The following is a 22,510-nucleotide window of genomic DNA, read 5'->3' as shown; positions in this document are numbered from 1 at the left end:
ATGAACAAGAAACAATTATTTGTATTTTCTGCCTTGTGGGCTGCTACCACCTTACCGGTTTTAGCTATCGATCACCCAGGTATCACTACAAATACGCTGCGTAGCGAAGCCTTTACGCTGTTGCAAGATGCTAAACCTACGCCCATTCTCATGGATGCGGCCGATCAGAAAGGTATCAACATTGCCGTGACTAATCTGGCTGAGGATTTCCGTCGTGTTAGCGGTACTCAAGCTGAAGTGCTTTCTACACCTCGCACGAATCGTTTTATCTTGGTAGGTAGCTTAGAGAGTAAGTATATTCAGCAACTTGTTAAGAACGACAAGCTCGATGTCAAGATGCTACAGGGTAAAAATGAACAGTATCTCATTACCTGTGTCAAGCAGCCCTTTGAAGATGTTGAAGAAGCTTTGGTTATAGTGGGGAGTGACCGTCGTGGCACCATTTATGGAACCTATGAATTGTCGGAACAGATTGGTGTATCACCTTGGTATTGGTGGGCCGATGTACCTGTGGTGAAACAGCAGAATCTCGCCATCGAGCGTGGCAACTATACCGCTGGCGAACCTGCCGTGAAATACCGTGGTCTCTTCTTTAACGATGAGGCTCCTTGCCTCACCAACTGGGTGAAGCACGCCTTTGGCACCAACTACGGTGGCCATGAGTTCTATGCCAAATGCTTTGAGCTCATCCTCCGCCTGCGTGGCAATTTCCTGTGGCCCGCCATGTGGTGCTGGACTTTTTATGCTGACGACCCCCTGAACAGCAAGGTGGCCGATGAGATGGGTGTGGTCATCAGTACCTCGCACCACGAACCCATGGCGCGCAATCATCAAGAGTGGAGCCGCCACCGCAAGGAGTATGGTGCTTGGAACTATGTTACTAATCAAAAGATCATTGATCAATTCTTCAGCGAAGGCATCCGCCGCATGAAAGATACGGAAGATGTGGTGACCATTGGCATGCGTGGCGATGGCGATGGTCCCATGAGCGAAGATGCCGATACCAAGCTGTTGGAGCGTATCATCCGGAATCAACGTAAGATTATTGCCCGCGAAACCGGTCGCCCCGCCGAGGAAACCCCGCAGGTGTGGGCGCTCTATAAAGAAGTGCAAGACTACTATGACAAAGGCCTGCGTGTGCCCGATGATGTGATTATGCTTCTGGCTGATGACAACTGGGGCAATGTGCGCCGTCTGCCCAATGCCGAGGAACGCAAACACCCCGGTGGCTGGGGCATGTACTACCATGTGGACTATGTGGGAACTCCGCGTAACTCCAAGTGGCTCAACGTTACCCCAATCCAAAATATGTGGGAACAGCTCAGCCTCACCTATGAGTATGGTGTAGACAAACTGTGGGTGCTCAATGTGGGCGACCTCAAACCCATGGAATACCCCATCAGCCTGTTTATGGACATGGCTTGGCGTCCGCAGAAATACACCGTTGAAACCCTGCTGGAGCATCCCTACGACTTCTGCAAGCAGATTTTTGGTGAGACTCAGGCAGCCGAAGCAGCCCGCATCCTCAACCTCTACTCCAAGTACAACGGTCGCGTCACCGGTGAGATGCTTGATGCTAAGACTTATAATTTGGAAACGGGTGAGTGGAAACAGGTGCGTGATGAGTATATTTGTCTGGAAGCCGAAGCCTTACGCCAATACAACTTGCTGGCTGAAGAATATAAAGATGCTTACAAACAACTTATCCTTTTCCCCGTACAAGCTATGGCCAATCTTTATGACATGTATTACAGCCAAGCTATGAACCATGCCCTCTACAAGGCTGGTAATCCTGCTTGTAATCAGTGGGCAGATAGGGTGGAGCAAACCTTTAAGCGCGATGCGGCTCTGGCTGATGATTATAACAATGTGATGAGTGGTGGCAAGTGGAAACATATGATGAGCCAGAAGCACATTGGCTACAAGACGTGGAATGATGATTTCAAGGAGGATACGCTTCCTGAAATATTCCGTATGGATGCAGCGCAAGCCAATCGTGAGGGTGGCTATGTGTTTACTGCAAAAGACGGTATGGTAGCTATGGAGGCTGAACATTACTTCAGTAAGCAAGATGCGGCTGATGCCAAATGGACTACCATTCCTTATATGGGACGTACGCTGAGCGGTGTGACACTCATGCCTCGCTTGCCACAAGCGGATGGTGCTAGTTTGACGTATAAGATGCATATTCCCCAAAATGTGAAGGAAGTAACCATTCATGTAGTGGTGAAGAGTACACTTGCTTTTGCCCGTACGGATGGGCATCGCTATACTGTGGTGCTGGATGGTGGAGAACCTATGGAAGTGAACTTCAATCATAATCTGAATGAGAAAAAGGAGAATATCTATAGCATCTTCTATCCTACGGTTGGCCGTCGTGTAGTAGAAAGCAAGATGACTGTGCCTTTGAAATCTACGGAACAGAATTTGCATACACTCACACTGAAACCGCTTGACCCGGGTATTGTGTTTGAAAAGATTGTAGTGGATTACGGTGGTTACAAGCCTGCCTACCTCTTTGGCGATGAGTCACCTTATAGTCGTTCTGTTACCGACTATTAAATGAAAGCCGTGACATATTGTTTTTATAAGCATTAAATTACTGATAACTATGAACAGAATAGGGCTTCCACTTTTTACGCTTCTCTTCATGCTCTGTATACCACTTGGCGCGCAACAGGTTTTACGGGATGCTATATTCTACTATCTTGGACAAGAGATGGTTGGTTTTCCGCAAGAGAAAATGAGCATTCATACTGACCGCCCTTCTTACTTGGCAGGTGAGCGTATTTGGTTTAGAACCCATCTGGTAGATGCGCTACAGATGAAGCAAGCTAATGCGAGTCGTTATGTGTATGTAGAGTTGATTGACCCTGCCGCACAACTCGTGAAGCGTATCAAGTTGAGGCCCGATTCTTTGGGTTATTTCCATGGTTATTTTGATGTTCAAGAAGAACTGCCTGAAGGGTATTATACCCTTCGGGCTTACACGCAATTTATGCGTAATGTAGGAACGGATTATTTCGCTCATAAACAGGTGCTTATCTCTACGCCGGCTACGCAAGATCTTACTCCTCATGTCCGGCTGATAGAACAAGGTAGCAGTGTGGCTACTGTCATTCATTTTAGTTCTGTAGGATATGCAGATACGTTAGTTCCACAGGAAGCTACTATCTTTCCGAAAGGTACGCTTGAGGAGGATGGCATTCGCTTAAAGTTTCGTGACGGTGTGGCAAAATTTACTTTCCGTAAGTGGGAGGTGAATGAACAACGTACTTTTCTGCTTCAAACGGTATATAATAACAAGGTAGCCAGTCGCTTCCTGTCTCTTCCTACAGATACCACTCGTTTTGCTGTCAGCTTTTTCCCCGAAGGAGGTTCTGCTATCGTGGGTTGTAATCAGCGTATTGCCTTCAAGGCTTTGGCGGCTGATGGATTGTCTATAGAGGTGAAAGGTGAAGTGGTGGATGATCTTGGTCAAAAATGTGCTTTGTTACAATCGGTACATTTGGGTATGGGGTCTTTTGTACTTAATTACCAAGCCGGACGCAAATATTATGCGCACTGTTTGACTAAGAATGGGGCGAAACAGACCTTTGAATTGCCTCAGCCAAAGGAAGACGCTGTCGGACTGGCTGCTCGTTGGACTGGCGATTTTTTGCGGTTGTCTTTATTACAGTCTGCTGCTGAATCTAGGCAACGTCCGTTGACTCTGGTAGCGCAGCTCAGAGGGCTGGTTTTATATGCAAACCCTTGGGATTATAGCCAGCCAAAAATTACATTCGAGCGTAGTTTCTTTCCTGCCGGTATCACGCATTTGATGCTGATTGATGATAAAAAGAACATAGTCAGTGAACGACTGGTCTTTAATATGCGTGCTGATGTGAAGGCTGACCTCACTGCTGCAACAGACAAGCCTGCTTATGAGCCTCGACAAAAAGTGAATTTAGCACTTACGTTGAAAGATGCGTTAGGACATCCGTTGAAAGGTAACTTTTCTTTGTCCGTGGTGGATGGCCATGATGTGAAGCCTGACTCAACGCAGAACATCCTTTCCGATTTGTTGCTGACTTCTGATTTACGTGGTTATATCGAGCAACCTCTTTCTTATTTTCAAGGGAATAAATTACAGTCACATCAGTTGGATTTACTCATGATGACTCAAGGTTGGAGAAGATATAATATCCCTGAAGTGGTGAAAGGAAATGTTACGGAAAAACTATCCTATCCGCTTGAAACCAGCGATGTGGTGAAGGGTAGGGTAGAAGGCTTTCTCAAAGGACTGAAAGATGCTAATCTGACACTCTTGGCCATCCGAGATTCATTGTTGGGTACTCATGTAGCAATCCCGGATAAGGATGGTTATTTCAGTTTCGACCAAATGGAATATCCGGAACGTACCAAATACATCATTCAAGCACTTAAATCCAAACGAGGAAGTGCAGGTGTTTTCTTGACACTTGATTCTGTTATTTCTCCTGCACAACCGCAATTGAAACTATTACAGCCACGTACACCTCTGCTTGCCGAGCGTAATTATGTGATGAAAATGGATCAAAAATATACGTTGGAGAATGGAATGCGTGTGTATAACTTGGGTGAAATATTGGTCACGGCCCGTCGTAAAAGTAATACAGCCGGTGACTCTCCCTATTATTCGGCCAATGTGTCCAGAGTCATTTCACGGAAAGACATAGAAAAAGGAAACTTCAGTTCTGTGCTTGATATGGTTCGTCTGTTGCCGGGTGTGGCGGTGATAGGTTCGGAAGTAACCTATCGCGGACAGCCTACATTGGTAATATTGGATAATATGCCTGAGGAGAATTTTGATTATGAACGGTTGATACCTGATGATGTGGGTGACTTGTTTTTTGCTCCCCCTACCACGGTGGGATCTGTCTTTGGCGGTCGGGGTGCCAATGGAGCCATTGTTATCAATACCCGTAGAGGTTTTGTAGAAAAAAATACGGTGAATAATAATATGGCTATAGTGCGCCCCATCGGCTATCAGCAGTCTGTAGAGTTTTACTCTCCGGTCTATGATACTCCCGAAAAACTCAAATCAACCAAGCCCGATTTGCGCTCTACTATCTATTGGAATCCGGCTGTAACAACAGACGAACATGGCGAGGCGCATATATCTTTCTATACGGCTGATTCTTCTTCACGGTATCGTCTGGCGGTGGAAGGTGTTAGTGCTATAGGAGCGATTATCTGTAGTGAACAAGATTTATTTTGAACAATCTATAATTTATTATTAAATCCAATGAGAAGAATAAATGCGATATTTGTAGTATTGATTACATGGTTCTTGACAGTTCCCATGTGTGTAGTGGCTCAGAATGCAAATCCTTATCTGCCCCTGTGGGAGCATTTGCCTGATGGAGAGCCTCATGTCTTTGAAGATCCCGATCAACCCGGTAAATATCGGGTATATATCATAGGGTCTCATGATGTAAGATTTACGGGTTATTGTGGTGCTGATATCCATGCGTGGTCTGCTGCCGTGGATGATTTGACGAATTGGCGTGATGAAGGTCCTATTTTTACGTATAAAGTTGATGGTAAATGGGATGTGATGTTTGCCCCTGACCTTGTGGAAGTGAAACGCAAGGATGGAATTAAGGAATATTACCTGTATCCACATAGTTGTGGTCGTGGGCGTGTGGCGATGGTGGCCAAAGGAAGTCGTCCTGATGGTCCTTTTACGCCCATTAACCTGACGGCTGACGGAACACGTACTACTGAAGGTAGCGTGATTGGATTTGACCCATCGGTGTATGTGGAGTATGTGACTGATCCCAAGGATCCTGATTATGAGGTTGGATTCAGGGCTTACGCCTATTGGGGCTTTCAAAAATCATCGGTAGCTGAGCTTGACCAAAACACCATGTGTACAGTTCGTCCTGGTACGGAGGTAGTGAAATCATTGATTCCTGCCAGTACCCGTTATGGCGAGTTGCGTAGAGAATCTGACAAGGAATCTCCTTATATTTATCAGGGGGAAGACTTGGGGCGATTCAATTTCTTCGAGGCTTCCTCTATCCGTAAGGTGGGCAATAAGTATTTGATGATATACAGTGGTTATTCAGGTCCTGATTATGGCTTGGGTAGTACCAACTCATCGCTCCGCTATGCTTATGGTGATACTCCGCTGGGACCATGGAGGGCTGGTGGCGTGCTGGTGGATTCTCGCGCACCGGTATTGAACAAAGAGGGTAATGCTCTGCAGACAACCAACGCCGGGCACAATACGCATGGCAGCATTGAACAGATTAATGGGCAATGGTATGTGTTTTATCATCGTCCTCCTCGTGGTTTTGGTAACGCGCGTCAGAGTATGGTGGCTCCCATCAACATAGAATGTGATAAGCGTTCGGTGGCTGATGGTGGAAAAGTGGTGATTACGGCTTTTGATCCATATGCTAAAAATAAGGAGTGGAGTGCAATGGCCAGCAATGGTGATTCCTATCGAGGAGCCGAGGTGACCTCTGAGGGCTTTAATATCTTTGGTCTGGACCCTTACCAATTTTATTCAGCCGGATATGCTTGCTATTTGAGTAATGGGCAAACCATGCAAGACTCTTGGGATATTTGGGATAACCATGCTCCTTGTACCAACGTGAAACATGGTGATGTCATTGGTTATAAGTATTTTGGATTTGGTGGGCTCAAAAAAGATAAATTGGGACTCAAGGCTTTTGCGGGTACTCGCAAAGGAAATCAGACTAAGCTCAGTATCTTCTTGGCTCCTTTGGTGAAGGATGGCTTCAAGGTGAGTGTGTGGATAGATGGTCCTTGGGACAACGCTGCATGGAAAGGACGCAAACTGGGTGAGATAGAGGTGCCTGCCGGTTCTGCCTCTTCTATACAAGAGTTTACATTGGATGTCTCTTCTTATGTGGATGGTTTGAAGGGCAAGCATGCTATCTATTTGGTGGCTGAAGGGAAACCTCATACAGCACTTTATGATTTCATCGGTCTAGGGTTTGGCAGTAAATATCAGAAACTGATTCGCCACATCGCTCCTGAAGTACAAATCTATGTGGATGGTAAAGCGGCTGAAATGCCGAAGTATCCAGTGCGTTCAACGGCTGAAAATGGTATTACTGGGTATAATCATTATTTGGTGCAAGTTGATGCAACGGACACTTCTCGAAATCCGGTAATTACAGCGAAAGCTACATCACCCGAGGTGAGCATAAAGATAACTCAGCCCTCTGCTTCTAAGGATGGCATGGTAGAATGCTGCTATAAGGGTGCGGTGAAGTACTTCGCAGTGAGAAGTAAATAGTTATCAAAAACTATAAAAAGAATGATACGCAGGAAAGTTTTCTTATTGACCGCCATCGCTATGATGGCTATAGCGAGCGGAAGTGTGTATGCCCAGAGCGGATTGGAAGCTGTAGGCCCTGTTCCCAATGCCATGCAGTTGGAGTGGCAGCGGATGGAGCAGTATGCCTTCATCCATTTCTCGATAAACACTTATACCGACCAGGAGTGGGGTGACGGAAGCAACGATCCGAAACTCTTTAACCCCACGGAGTTAGATTGCCGACAGTGGGCGCGGGTATGCAAGGAGTCGGGGCTGAAGGGGGTGATACTTACGGCGAAACATCACGACGGATTCTGCCTGTGGCCGTCGAAGTATACCGAATACTCGGTGAAGAACTCGCCATGGCGCGAGGGACGGGGCGATTTGGTAAGGGAACTGTCGGATGCTTGTCGGGAGTTCGGATTGAAGTTCGGAGTGTATCTCTCGCCGTGGGATCGAAACCGAGCCGATTATGGACGCCCCTCTTACGTGGAATACTTCCGCAACCAGTTGACGGAGCTATTGACCAATTATGGCGACGTGTTTGAAGTATGGTTCGACGGGGCCAACGGTGGATGGGGATATTACGGTGGAGCGAGGGAGAATCGCGTGATAGACCGTGCGACATATTACGATTGGCCGGGAACAATAGAGCTGATACGCAAGCTACAACCAAATGCGATAATATGGAACGAGGCAGGACCTGACATCCGCTGGTGCGGTAATGAGGGAGGTTCTATAGGTGAAACCAACTGGAGCCGATTTGACGCTCATGAGTTTGTGCCGGGTACAGCAGATACGGATGTGCTGCGTTTTGGACGAGAGACGGGAACGGACTGGGTACCGGGCGAGGTGAACGTGTCGATACGTCCTGGATGGTTTTACCATACGTATGAGGACTCAAAAGTAAAGTCACTGTCGCAACTGCTCAACATATACTATAATTCCGTGGGGCGCAACGCTACATGGCTACTCAACTTTCCAATAGACCGCCGCGGACTCATTCATGAGAACGATGTCAAAGCAATGAAGGAACTGAAGGTAACGCTCGACCAGACCTTTGCAGATAATCTTGCACGAAAGACAAAGGCGACAGCCGACAGCGAGCTTAGTTCAAAATACAGCGCGGCAAAAGCCATCGATGGCAAGGCCGACACTTATTGGACGGCAGCAGACGGTAAGAAACCCGTCGCCATCACTCTGAAGTTCAAGAGACCGACAACTGTAAACAGACTGCTCATTCAGGAGTATATACAGCTGGGACAGAGAGTGAAATCATTCAAGGTAGAAGCTCTTGTCAGCAATGCAGCCGTTGACGGACATTTGCCTAAGCAAGAGTGGAAGGAATTGGCTCGCGAGACGACCATCGGATATAAGCGAATACTGAGATTTGGCACGGTGAAGGCGGATGCGCTACGCATCAGCATAGATGACAGCGATGGCACGCCACTTTTATCTAATGTAGAGTTATACAATGCTCCGCAGATTCTCCATGCTCCGGCAGTGACGAGAGGTAAGGATGGCGAGGTGGTGATCATTCCATCAGACCATGAGTCGGCGGTATTCTACACGCTTGATGGAACGGTACCCACACGTTCGTCGCGGCGATACACTGGTCCTGTACCGACAGAGGGTAGGGTAAGCGTAAAAGCGATTTCCGTCGATGAAACAACTGGCAGGGAGAGTGCCATAAGTGCGGAGTCATTTGATATCTCACACAAGAAGTGGGCAGTAATCTCTGCCGACCGTAATGCAGTATGGGCTATTGACGGTAATCAGGGCAGCAACTGGCATCAGCGCGGAGCGATGCCTGCTGACTTGACGATTGACCTCGGCGAGAAAGTGGAGATGCGCGGCTTCCGCTATCTGCCCGACCAAAGCGCCCTTTTCGCCTCAGGCTTCATCACATTTTATGAATTTTACGTATCTGACAACGGCAGTAACTGGCGGAAAGTGACTGAAGGCGAATTCTCTAACATCCGCAATAACCCCGCAGCGTGGCATACCGTGGAGTTCGCCCCGGTGAAAGCCCGTTATGTGAGGCTGAGAGCCAAGGCGAACAGTAGTAATGACAATGTGGCGGGATATTCGGAATTTGATATCATAACGAATTAATGAAAAATAAATATGAGAAAATTTTGTTTTTTACTCTGTTTGCTGGCAGGGACAAGTGAAGCGGCCACTTATACAGTGAAAGTGGGGCAAGGACAAGTCAAGGTGGAATGGTATGCCGACGGTGTGGTGCGAGTGGTGAAGACACCTACTACGGCGGAGTTTGTAAGGAAAAGCCTCGCAGTGACTGCCGCTCCGAAGGAGATTAAAGTCAAGGTAAAGGAGACGCAGGACACACTGTTCCTCTCGGACAGCCGCATACAGATTGCAGTGGCAAAACACAGTGGTGAGATTGTTTATCGCATGGCGAAGCGTGCAGAGATTGTTAGGGAAGCATCGGAAGCAGTGTTCACTTCGGTAGATGACGCTGGGCGTAAGTCGTGGAAAGTGAAGCAGGGATTCAGGTTAGAGAAAGACGAGGCTATATATGGTCTCGGCATATTGCAAAACGGAAAGATGTCACAGCGGGGAGTAAACAGACAGTTGCGACCGGGAAATACAGAGGACGGTGTGCTGTTCTTCCAGTCGGAAAAAGGATACGGAATATATTGGGATAATTATTCGCCTACAAATATTTCTGATAAAGGCACTGAAGTTGCTTTCTCGTCGGAAGTGGGCGATGCCGTAGACTATTATTTTATATATGGAGGTAATGCCGATGGAGTGGTGTCGGGCGTTCGTGAACTTACGGGCGATGTACCAATGCTGCCACTGTGGTCGTATGGATTTATGCAGAGCCGTGAGAGATATAAAAGTCAGCAGGAATTGCTTGATGTGCTTCATCGTTATCGTAAGGATGGAGTACCGATAGACTGTATGATTCAGGACTGGCAGTATTGGGGAAACAACTATCTGTGGAACGCTATGGAGTTTATGAGCGAGTCGTTTCCAAATCCTAAGGCGATGATTGACGAGGTCCATGCACAGAATGCTAAATGTATGATTTCTATTTGGTCGTCGTTTGGACCGATGACGAAGCCTTACCGCCAGCTTGATGAGAAAGGACTGTTGTTTGACATAAAGACATGGCCGCAGTCGGGCATCAGTCATCAGTGGCCTCCACGTCAGGATTATCCGAGTGGTGTAAGGGTGTATAACTGCTATTCTTCGGAAGCTCGTGATATATATTGGGAGAATCTGAAGCGCATCTACGATCTTGGAATGGACGGCTGGTGGATGGACAGTACAGAACCTGACCACTTCAATTGGCAACCAGCGGATTTCGACCGACAGACAGGTATGGGCAGCTATCGCAGTGTGTTGTGCGCCTTTCCGCTGATGACCGTTGGCGGTGTGTACGACCATCAGCGTGCTGAGAGCGACAGTTCACGTGTGTTTATACTTACTCGTTCATGCACCTTTGGTCAGCAGCGTTATGGTGCTAATGTGTGGAGCGGCGATGTGGTGTCTACATGGGATATGCTTAGAAAGCAGGTTCCCGCAGGGTTGAATTTTTCACTTACCGGCAATCCTAATTTTAATTCTGACCTCGGTGGATTTTTCGCCGGTTCATACAACCGTTCGTGGAAAGGTAAGCCTGCCTACGAGAATCCCGCCTATCATGAGCTTTATGCCCGTTGGACACAGCAGGGAGTGTTTACTCCAATGATGCGCAGTCATGGTGCAGACGTACCTCGCGAGTTGTATTATTATGGTAAGGCAGGCGAACCTGTTTATGATGCCCTCCTAGGAGCGATAAAGTTGCGTTATCGTCTCTTGCCTTATGTTTATAGCACGTCATGGAGCGTGAGTAAGCGGCGTGATACGTTTATGCGTGCCTTGGTGATGGACTTCCCTACTGACACAAAGGCTAAGAGTCTCAACGATGAGTATATGTTCGGTCGCGCCATCCTTGCCACTCCTATACTCAATGCGCAGTACACGCCGGAGGTTGTTCGCCACGATGCCGATGCTAATGCGGGATGGGACAAAAATACGGGGAGGACCCAAATGAATGCAATGGAAAATGTGGATTTCAGCCATCCCTCGGAGCATACAGTCTATCTGCCCGCCGGCAGCCGATGGTATTATTTCCATAACGGTAAGGTATACGATGGAGGTCAGGACGTGAAACTTGAGATTCCGTTCAGCGAGATTCCTTTCTTCATCCGTGGTGGTTCGATATTGCCGATAGGCCCTGATGTACAGTATAGTGGCGAGAAGGTGTGGGATAATCTTGAGATACGTGTTTATCCCGGAGCTAATGCCGAGTTTACGCTATATGAAGATCGTGGTGACGGCTATGACTATGAACAGGGCAAATACAGCGAGATTCCCATGACATGGAACAACCGCACACGCACGCTCACGATACACAACCGCCGAGGTTCATTCCGTGGCATGACTGCTAAGAAAACATTCAGGGTGACGTTGCCGGATAGTAAACAAAAGACGGTAGATTACAATGGCAAGAAAATCGCTATAAAGCTATAACAAGTGAAGTTAACGATATAAGAAAATATGAGAAGATTTTTTTATTTCAAATTGCTATTTATGGCAATTATGCTGCTGGTTGGCACTGATGCGGTCGCAACGAACAAGACACTGACACGCAACGGACAACCGGCTTGCGAGAGTTTTAATGACAACTGGCGTTTCTGCCGCTATGGCCTACAGCCTGATGGAGGGCGAATTGATGAACCTAAGGGACTGGAAAAGCCGGCTTTTGATGACAGTCGATGGAGGAAATTGGAGTTGCCACACGATTGGGCTATCGAAGGACCGTTCCGTATAGAACTGGCGGGAGAGATGGGAAAACTGCCTTACAAGGCCATCGGATGGTATAGGAAGAATTTCACTTTAGACAAGAGCGATGCAGGACGGAGGATATATATTGACTTTGATGGTGCGATGTGTTATACCGAGGTATGGGTGAATGGGACGTTCGTGGGCGAATGGCCGTATGGATACAATTCATTCCGTTTCGACCTTACGCCATACGTGAAGTTCGGCGAAGACAATCTTATAGCCGTGAAATTGAACACAGAGAAGTTTGACTCTCGCTGGTATTCGGGAGCGGGAATCTACCGCAATGTATGGTTGACGAAGACCGAACAGGTGCATGTCGGGCATTGGGGGACATTCGTGACTACTCCTGAGGTGAGCACCGTTGCGGCGAAGGTGAATGTAGAGACAACAATAGAAAACCATACATCGGTGGTGAAGACTGTCAGTGTGGAAACAAGCATATATGTTTTGGATGCTGATGACCGTCTGCGTGGCAGGGCGGCACGATTGGAGAATAAAGAAGTGGCGGTGAGAGCTAACGGCAGCATGAAAGTGAACATCGGAGGCGAGATAAAGAGTCCCAAGTTATGGGAAGTGGACTCGCCCAACCGCTATGCGGCTGTCACACGATTATATACAGACGGAAAGCTGATTGACGAATACCGCACCGCCTTTGGCGTGCGTACCATTGAGTTTACGGCTCGCGACGGGTTTAAACTCAACGGAAAGGTGACGGTGATAAAGGGCACGTGCAACCACCACGACCTTGGGGCTCTGGGCGCAGCGTTTAATCTGAGTGCGCTGAAACGACAGTTCCGCATACTGCGCGAGATGGGGGACAACGCTCTGCGATGTTCGCATAATCCGCCGGCTCCGGAGTTTCTGCATTTGGCAGACAAAATGGGATTTCTCGTGATGGACGAAGCCTTCGACGCATGGGCGGCAGGCAAGCGTAAAAGTGATTACGCCCGCATATATGAGCAGTGGCATGAAAAGGATTTGAAGGCGATGATACATCGAGACCGCAACCATCCATGTGTCGTGCTGTGGTCGATAGGCAACGAGGTGATAGAGCAGCGCGGGGTGGAGATAACGAAACACCTTGCCGACATCGCCCGCCGCGAAGATTCGACCCGTCCGCTGACTGCGGGATATAACGACCCTGACGGAGCGCGTGACGTGGGAGCACCGCTGTCGCTCGACGTGATGGGAATAAACTATTTCTACGGCGGGCAGGAGCGATTTGAGAAAGACCCACGATACAAGGATATGCCGACACTGTGCGCAGAGACTTCGTCACAGGTAAGCACTCGTGGTTTTTACACTTTTAATTACGATCGCGATGCATTGCAGAACTATCAGATTTCGTCTTACGACTACCGTCACAAGGGACAGCTGAACACGGGATGGATGTGTCCGCCCGACGCTATGTTCCGCATGTTTGAGGAGAAGCCTCACCTGATGGGTGAGTTTGTGTGGACGGGATTTGACTATTTGGGTGAGCCTACGCCGTATAATTCTGACGAGACGGTATTGACCAACTATCGCCATGACAAGGCGAAGCAGGCTGAGGTGGCTAAGGAACTGGAGGAACTGAGAAAAAAGACTCCGCCATCACGCAGCAGTTACTTCGGCATTGTGGACTTGGCGGGATTTCCGAAAGACCGATATTATCTCTATCAGTCGCACTGGCGGCCTGACTATCCGATGGCTCACATCCTGCCTCACTGGACTTGGCCGGAGAGAGTGGGGCAAAAAGTTCCGGTGCATGTATATACATCGGGGGATGAGGCGGAGCTGTTCCTAAACGGCAAGAGCCTCGGACGCAAGAAGAAGGTGGCGCGACAAGATTATCGACTGGTGTGGCATGACGTGGCGTACGAGCCGGGCGAGATAAAGGTGGTTGCATATAAGGACGGCAAGGAGTGGGCGACGGCTGTGCAGCGCACAGCATTGGAAGCTGCCACTCTGCAACTCTCTGCTGATCGCAACAAGATAACATGTGATGGCAAGGATCTCGCTTTCATCACGCTGAAGGTCTGCGATGCGCAGGGTACACTTGTGCCACGAAGCGATGCGACGGTGAAGTTCTCTGTGGAGGGACCTGCTGAAATCATCGCCACCGACAATGGTGACGCCACGTCGTTTGAGTCGTTTCAGTCGCCGCAGCGCAAGGCGTTTAACGGAATGGCGCTCGCAATAGTGCGGACAAAGAAAGGCGAGACGGGAACAATCCGAGTGAAAGCCGAAAGTAACGGATTGCAGGCTGGCGAGGTGATAATAAAATCGAGGAAGTAAGCGGGGGCATAAAGACGATATTCCGCAATCAAAAAGAATACGAAATAACAGTTTATTATTAAGCACTATGAAAATAAAGAATATATTTCTGCTATGTCTTCTCGGCTCGGCAATGCCGGTTGATGCTGCCGCCAATAAGGTGGAGATAAAACGTGAGGGCGGAAATATCGTAATGCTTCCGATGAACGACAACGCAATCAGAATACAAGTGGCCGGCTCGGTTGGTGTGCAGCCCGATGAACTGATATATGTGAACAAAGTGGAAAACGTGAAATATTCTGTCTGTGAACGTGGTGGCACGACTACGTTGAAAGTTAAGAATATGACGGCCGTATATGACGCTGCCACCGATGCCATTGCATTCACCGATGCGAAGGGGAAGGTGTTGCTCAAAGAAATCTCCCACGGACGAACAATGAGAGAATCGGAGGTGCAAGGAGAAGCAACCACCGCTGTCGCTCAGCGATTCTTCTCGCCTGCAGACGAATATCTTTTCGGTACGGGACAGTTTCAGGATGGATATGTCAATGTGCGCGGTCTTTCTCGTCGGCTCACTCAGGTGAATACCCAGATTTCCATCCCGTTCGTTTTGTCGAACAAAGGCTACGCTCTGCTGTGGAACAACTACGGTCTCACGGAGTTCAATCCCGCCTCTCAGTCTAAGGTTCTGAATCCTGTGGAATGCATGGGCAAGACAATCACCGTCGATGTCACCTCCACCAAAGGCAACAAGAAAGAGACGCGCAACATCAACGCTTTTGAGGCGGAGATAGAGGTGGCGGAAACAGGAGAATATTCCATACTGATGGATGTTGGCCAGAGGATGGCACGCAAACATAAGGTAATTATAGACGGCAAGACTATGGTGGATATCAACAATCTGTGGTTGCCGCCCACAACATCTTTCATGACCCGACTCACGAAGGGTCGTCACAAGGTGGTGGTCGAGGGTGAGAAGCGCGACAAGCCTACTGTATACTGGAGAAAGAACATCAATGAAACGGAATTGCGATCGCCAGTATCCACCGGCATCGACTACACGGTGTTCGCAGGCAGTCCCGATGAGGTGATAGCCAGTTACCGACAGCTCTCGGGCAATGCTCCGATGATGCCGTTATGGGCGATGGGCTACATCCACTGCCGCGAGCGATACAAGACGCAGCAGGAGTTGCTGGAGAATGCCAAGGAATTTCGTAAGCGCGACATCCCTATCGACATGATTGTACAGGACTGGCAATACTGGGGAAAATACGGTTGGAACGCCATGCGATTTGATGAAGAGAATTATCCCGATCCGGCACAAATGGTGAGGGAGTTGCACAATGAGAATATCCGATTGATGATTTCCGTTTGGGCGAAAGTGGACGAGGAATCGGCTGTCGGAGCGAAAGCAAAAGAGCTGGGATATCTGTTGCCAGGAATAGACTGGGTGGACTTCTTCAATTCCAAGGCTACCGACTACTACTGGGCGAATTTCAGTAACGGACTGCTCAAACCATACGGTATCGATGCATGGTGGCAGGACGCCACTGAACCAGAGAACGATGACCTGCAGGGACGGCGGATAAACAACCGGCAGTGGCCGGGTGAGGTGTACCGTAATGCGTTCCCGATGTTTGTCAACCGCACTGTGTTCACCGGACTGAGAAAGGATGCTCCCGAGAAGCGAGTGATGATACTCACCCGTAGCGGATTTCCCGGACTACAGCGTTATGCCGCTGCTACATGGTCGGGCGACGTTGGTCACGATTGGGAGACTCTGCGCCGACAAATAGCGGGCGGACTAGGACAGATGGCAGCCGGACTGCCTTGGTGGACTTTTGATGCGGGAGGATTTTTCCGTCCGTGGAACCAATACGAAAGCCCGGAGTATCACGAGATGTTTCTGCGCTGGCTTCAGGTGGGAGCATTTCTGCCGCTGATGCGAGTGCACGGATATATGAGCGACACCGAGCCATGGCGTTACGGCGAGCTGGTGGAGAGGGTAGCTCGAAAATACATCACCCTTCGTTATTCGCTCATGCCTTACATTTATAGCAATGCCGCTCGCGTCACCAACGAAGGTTACACCATTATGCGACCGTTGGTGATGGACTTCCCCGATGATGAGCGCGCGTTGCAACAGAAGTACGAATATATGTTTGGCCCATCGTTGCTCGTCTCTCCAATAGTCGAGCCAAATGTCAATAGCTGGACGACTTATCTCCCTAAGTCCTCTGACTGGTATGATTTCCGCACCGGTAAGCGCTACTCCGGCGGCACATCAGTGACAACCACTGAGAGCATTGAGTCGATGCCTGTCTTCGTTCGCTCCGGCTCCATTATCCCCATGGCTCAAGGCAAGCGTTATGCTGCCGACAAGTCAGCTGCTCCGCTTTCCATTCGCATCTATCCTGGTAGAGACTGCACCTTTTCACTTTACGAAGATGATGGAGAGACCTATAACTACGGGCATGGCGAACGCTCCCTCATCCAATTCACTTGGAGTGAGTCCAAGCAGCAGCTCACCATTGCCAAGCGCGAAGGAGAGTATAAGGGAATGCCCGAAAGCCGAACATTCATAATGATGTTCCCTGACGGACAGCAGAAGACAGTGGAGTATTTTGGGAAAAGAATAACAATGAGTAAAAAACAATAACATTATAATGATATGATTGAAAATATGATTAGTAAGAAACTGATAGCAACCGTCCTTTGCCTCTGTCCGGCTTTCGTCAGCATGACCCATGCTCAGGACAAACTCTACCCCGAACTCTTTCCGCTGAGTGATGTGCAACTGCTTGACGGACCGTTTAAACATGCCCAAGACCTCAACCGCAGTGTACTATTGGAATATGATGTTGACAGACTATTGGCCCCGTTCTTCATCGAGGCCGGACTGAAACCTAAAGCAGAAAAGTTTCCCAACTGGCCGGGACTGGATGGCCACGTGGCTGGTCACTATCTTTCTGCCATGGCGATGAATTACAGAGCCGGCGGTGGCGAAGAGTTCAAACGACGGATGGATTATATGCTCAGTGAACTGTACAGATGCCAGCAAGCGAATGGTGATGGATACATCGGAGGTATTCCCAACGGAAAGGCGGGATGGAATGAAATCAAGAAAGGCAATGTCGGCACTATATGGAAATATTGGGCTCCTTGGTACAATCTCCACAAGCTCTATGCCGGACTGCGCGATGCATGGCTCTATGCCGACAATGAGTTGGCGAAGAAGATGTTCTTGGATTACTGTGATTGGGGAATCGGTGTAATTAGAGGTCTTAACGACGAACAGATGGAGCAGATGCTCAATAATGAGTTTGGTGGTATGAACGAGGTATTTGCCGATGCATATCAGATGTCGGGCGATACGAAATATCTCGATGCGGCGAAACGATTCTCTCATAAATGGCTGTTTGAGAGCATGCGTGACGGAAGAGATAATCTTGACAACAAGCACGCAAACACCCAGGTGCCGAAAGCTGTTGGTTATCAGCGTGTGGCTGAACTGAGTGTCCAAGCGAAGCGTAGTAGCGATGCGACTGACTACACTCGTGCTGCTCATTTTTTTTGGTAAACAGTCACAGCCAACCGATCCCTCGCTTTCGGTGGTAACAGTCGTCGCGAACATTTCCCCGATGACACGGATTATCTGAGCTATGTAGATGATCGCGAGGGGCCGGAGTCATGCAATACCTACAATATGTTACGCCTCACTGAGGGACTTTTCCGAATGAATCCTACAGCGGATTATGCAGACTTCTATGAGCGCGCTTTGTTCAATCACATTCTTTCTACCCAGCATCCCGAACACGGTGGATATGTATATTTTACTCCCGCTCGTCCCGCCCACTACCGTGTTTACTCCGCTCCTAACGAGGCGATGTGGTGTTGCGTGGGTACCGGTATGGAAAACCATGGTAAGTATGGCGAGTTTATTTACGCCCACACTGGAGATTCGCTCTATGTCAACCTCTTCATCTCCTCGCGACTCGAATGGAAGAAGCGGAGGATCAGTCTAACACAGACTACTTCGTTTCCTAATGAAGGCAAAACGTGTCTCACCATCACAGCGAAGAAAAGCACGAAATTTCCATTGTTCGTACGTAAGCCGGGCTGGGTGGGCGATGGTAAGGTAATTATCACCGTCAACGGGAAAAGTATTGAGACAACAACCGCTGCCAACAGCTATTATACGATTAACAGAAAGTGGAAGAACGGCGATGTTGTGGAGGTGCAGATGCCGATGAATATACGTATTGAAGAATTGAAGCATCATCCCGAATACATAGCCATTATGCGTGGACCAATACTCCTGGGAGCTAACGTTGGGAAAGAAAACCTCAACGGTCTTGTTGCCAGCGACCACCGTTGGGGGCACATAGCTCACGGTCCGTTAGTATCTCTGTTCGACACACCGATGATTATCGGTGACAGAGAGAAAATTCTTCAGAAACTAAGTCAGATGAAACCCGTGGCAGGCAAGCCATGTACATTCACTGTGCCGGGTCTTTTTGAGGATAAGTATGCCGAGCTTGAGCTTCAGCCTTTCGCCTCTCTCCACGACTGCCGATATATGATATATTGGTTATCAATGTCTGACAGCCAATACCGCAGCTATCAAGCGGAGAAGATGGATGCAGAAAAGAAGCGATTGCAACTAGACGCAAGAACGGTGGATATGGTGACCTGTGGTGAGCAACAGCCGGAGATTGACCACAATGTGAAGAGCAACCGATCTGGTACAGGCAATACTCATGGAGCCGCATGGCGCAAAGCCAATAACGATGGATATTTTACCTATGAGTTATCTACCAACGGCAAGGCCACCCTTTCGCTCTGTGTCACTTACTGGGGAAATGAAAACGGTAACTGTCGGTTCTCCATCCTTATTAACGATCAGCTCCTCACCAACGAAAATCTGCAAAACAAATGGAACTCTGACAAGTTTATGACTGTAGAGTACCCCATACCTACTCAGATGCTCAAAGGCAAACAGCAAGTGAGTGTCACATTCAAGTCGCAGAAGGGTACTACTGCCGGACCTATTTACAGCCTGCGCCTGCTAAACCAACAATGGGAATAAAGTATTAGATACAGAGATAGCGCCAGTAAACGGTGTGAAAGACATCTATTTTGTATGTCGCGGCAAAGCTCTGAAAGACATCATGTTTTTTGACTATTGGACATTCTCGGAATAAAGATGACACTAATGATAGGATTTCATATTTTTGCACACACTGAATATAAATATAAGTATAGAACCTATGAATTAAAGTATTTATTAAAATCTATAAGTAGATGTTGAAAATTAGTTTAAATCGAATATTTTTCATGGCTTTGCGTAACCTCATAAATACATATAGCTATCGCAAAGATCAAAGTTTTCCAATTGACAGAGGCGCAACGTCTGGAATTGGAAAAAGGTTTCCGTGCTGGCAAGAGCCATACATACCGTATGCCTTGCCGCGCAATTCTTTTGAAATCACAGGATCTGAAATCAGAGGATGTCGGCTCGCAAACGGAAATGACACTTGTATCTGTAAATGCTTGGGTGAAACGCTTCGAGTCAGAAGGAATTGCAGGTTTGGAAACACGTCCAGGACGTGGGCGAAAGCCAATAATGGACTGCTTGGACAAAGAAGCGGTTCGCAAAGCCATCGAGCAGAGCGTGAAGAAAGCCAAGGAATCCTGGCAGCAGGCCTCCGGCAAGGAAGCGAGCGAGAGTACGTTCCGAGCTTTTTTATCCGCATTGGCACGAGATATAGACGTATAAGAAAACGTTCCAAGGGAAAGCCCTCGCCGCAGCTCTATGCGTACAAGATCGCACATCTCAACATAGTCGAGACGCTGTGGCGCATACTCAAAGGTAAATGGCTCAGACAGGCGGACTATGTATCCACGGACTCCCTGTTCTATGCTACAAACAGAGCATTGGCGGCAGTCGGGGATGAACTCATTATCAATTTTACCCATGCGGCTTAGTATAATTTAATTTTTACAACTTACTTATTATTCTTGATATGAAGCGAATAAACTTATCTTTTCTTATGTTCGTGATAGCGGTAACTGTTATGGCCGACGACACTGTCGTTTCACCCGACGGCAGATTGAACGTATGTGTAAACAACAAAAATGGTATGCCGGTATATTCTGTGAGTTACGACGGAAAGTTTGTGCTGACAGAGTCCCGTTTAGGTCTTGTTGCCAATTATGCCGATTTCTCGAAAAACTTGAAATTGAAAGATGTACAGCGTGAGGATAATGTAGTGAAAGACTACTATATGATTAACACCAAGCAGAATAAATTTCATTACGTATCAAATAAGATGGATCTTATTTTTGAGAACAAGGATGGACATTGCATGACTGTCGCTTTCTGTGTGGCCAACAATAGCGTGGCTTTCCGCTACGAGCTTCAAAAGCCCAACAATGAGAAAGGCATTCCGCTGAGTGCCGTCATTCTTAAAGAAACGACGTCTTTCCGACTGGCAGAAGCTGCCACAAGTTTCCTCTGCCAGCAGAGCCTACCAATGGTTGGTTTTGCTAGAACAAAACCATCTTACGAGGAAACCTACGAAGCAGATGTTCCTGTGGCACAGCGCAAATCAAACAGTAAGCAAGGATTCACATTCCCTTGCCTGTTTCGCATCCCGGATGGAGATATCAACTATTGGGCGTTGGTGAGCGAAACTGGAGTGACAAGCAATTATTGCGGCTCACGATTGAGTGATTACAATCAAGAAACGGGATATAGCCTGCTGTTCCCACAAGAAGGCGAGAACAATGGAATAGGAAGCGTAACACCGGCGGTACCTGTTCCGTCAGCAACACCATGGCGTACCATTACGGTGGGAAATTCTCTGAAGCCGATTGTTGAGACAACGGTTCAATTTGATGTCCTTGACCCACTTTATGAAACAAAGTATGATTATAAACCAGGACGATATACTTGGAGCTGGATTCTTTGGGGAGACAGTTCGATGAACTGGGACGATCAGGTGAAATTTGTCGACCTTGCATCAGTGATGGGATATGAGTATATTCTCGTTGACGCTTTATGGGATTCACGCATTGGCTATGAGGGCATTGAACGTCTGGCAAAATATGCGAAAGGCAAGAATGTGGAGCTACTGCTTTGGTATAACAGCAATGGAGCGGTGAACGACGCTCCACAAGGTCCACACGGTGTGATGAATAACTGCATAGCCCGCAAGCGTGATATGAAGTGGATGCAGAAGATTGGCGTGAAAGGTATTAAGGTTGATTTCTTTGGCGGTGACAAGCAGCAGACGATGCAGCTTTATGAAGAGATACTAAGCGATGCCAATGAATACGGCTTGCAGGTTATATTCCATGGCTGCACTCTTCCAAGAGGTTGGGAAAGACTTTATCCCAATTTTGTGGCAAGTGAGGCGGCTCTTGCCTCAGAGAACATGAATTTCACCAATAGGTTTTCACGTTCAGAAGGTTTTGACATGACGCTGCATCCTTTTTGCCGAAATGCTGTTGCCAGCTTCGACTGGGGAGGAGTGTTTATGAATAAGCGTTTCAGCAAGAACAATAAGAGTCGGCATCCGAGATACACGTCGGATATCTTTGAATTGGCTACAGCAATCACCAACCAGACTAACGTAAACTGTGTCGCTATAATGCCAAATAACCTTGAAGATATGCCACAGCATGTTCTGGATTTTGCGCGCAATATCCCTACCACTTGGCAGGAGACGCAATTCATTGACGGATATCCCACAAAGTATTGTATCATAGCCCGCAAGCATGATGGACATTGGTATATAGGGGGACTGAATGGCACAGACCATCCCATGACCTTGACCGTAAATCTCCCGATGCTTGCCGGAAAGATAGTAAAGTATTATGTTGACAAGCCGCGCCGTATCATAAAGCAAGAAGACAAAGAGAATGTTGACAGTTATGCCTCCGAATTGACAAGTCTGAAAATAGACAAGAGTGGCAATGCGAAAGTTACCTTGCAACCGTTGGGTGGTATAATTATTGTCGAATAAAATTAGAAAGTTTTCTACATTATTTATCAGAGACAATGGATGTTCTCGG

Annotated in this window: 9 protein-coding genes and 1 pseudogene; all 10 read left to right on the top strand. The window is 47.9% G+C overall.

Going from position 1 to position 22,510, the window contains the following annotated elements; all coding sequences use genetic code 11:
• The 10 genes and pseudogenes from BSCG_RS04570 (at nucleotide 1) to BSCG_RS04615 (ending at nucleotide 22,461) form a co-directional block, all read left to right on the top strand.
• Complete coding sequence (locus BSCG_RS04570) at nucleotides 1-2,562, top strand: glycosyl hydrolase 115 family protein (RefSeq protein WP_008777133.1); 2,562 nt, start codon at nucleotides 1-3, stop codon at nucleotides 2,560-2,562.
• A 49-nt stretch (nucleotides 2,563-2,611) separates the two neighbouring features.
• Nucleotides 2,612-5,239 carry an MG2 domain-containing protein gene (locus BSCG_RS04575; RefSeq protein ID WP_032849744.1) on the top strand — a complete coding sequence of 876 codons (2,628 nt, stop codon included), beginning with the start codon at nucleotides 2,612-2,614 and terminating at the stop codon, nucleotides 5,237-5,239.
• Nucleotides 5,240-5,323: 84 nt separating this feature from the next.
• A complete protein-coding gene (locus BSCG_RS04580; RefSeq protein WP_229119744.1) occupies nucleotides 5,324-7,294 on the top strand; it encodes a hypothetical protein in 1,971 nt (656 codons plus the stop codon).
• A 21-nt stretch (nucleotides 7,295-7,315) separates the two neighbouring features.
• Complete coding sequence (locus BSCG_RS04585) at nucleotides 7,316-9,430, top strand: alpha-L-fucosidase (protein WP_197535131.1); 2,115 nt, start codon at nucleotides 7,316-7,318, stop codon at nucleotides 9,428-9,430.
• Nucleotides 9,431-9,442: 12 nt separating this feature from the next.
• Nucleotides 9,443-11,860: a TIM-barrel domain-containing protein gene (locus tag BSCG_RS04590; protein WP_008777129.1), complete on the top strand. Its 2,418-nt coding sequence runs from the start codon at nucleotides 9,443-9,445 to the stop codon at nucleotides 11,858-11,860.
• A 27-nt stretch (nucleotides 11,861-11,887) separates the two neighbouring features.
• Nucleotides 11,888-14,452, top strand: coding sequence for a beta-galactosidase GalB (galB, locus tag BSCG_RS04595; RefSeq protein WP_008777128.1), 2,565 nt, complete (start codon nucleotides 11,888-11,890; stop codon nucleotides 14,450-14,452).
• 67 nt (nucleotides 14,453-14,519) lie between these two features.
• Nucleotides 14,520-17,090, top strand: coding sequence for a TIM-barrel domain-containing protein (locus BSCG_RS04600; protein ID WP_139016511.1), 2,571 nt, complete (start codon nucleotides 14,520-14,522; stop codon nucleotides 17,088-17,090).
• Between the two features lie 24 nt (nucleotides 17,091-17,114).
• A pseudogene (locus BSCG_RS04605) lies at nucleotides 17,115-19,520 on the top strand (beta-L-arabinofuranosidase domain-containing protein).
• 306 nt (nucleotides 19,521-19,826) lie between these two features.
• Complete coding sequence (locus tag BSCG_RS04610) at nucleotides 19,827-20,210, top strand: helix-turn-helix domain-containing protein (RefSeq protein WP_008777125.1); 384 nt, start codon at nucleotides 19,827-19,829, stop codon at nucleotides 20,208-20,210.
• A gap of 247 nt (nucleotides 20,211-20,457) precedes the next feature.
• A complete protein-coding gene (locus BSCG_RS04615) occupies nucleotides 20,458-22,461 on the top strand; it encodes a glycoside hydrolase family 97 protein (RefSeq protein ID WP_004297814.1) in 2,004 nt (667 codons plus the stop codon).
• Nucleotides 22,462-22,510 lie beyond the last annotated feature (49 nt).

The organism is Bacteroides sp. 2_2_4, assembly GCF_000157055.1.
In the GTDB taxonomy this organism is placed as follows: domain Bacteria; phylum Bacteroidota; class Bacteroidia; order Bacteroidales; family Bacteroidaceae; genus Bacteroides; species Bacteroides ovatus.
This window is presented reverse-complemented; position numbering and strand designations above follow the sequence as displayed.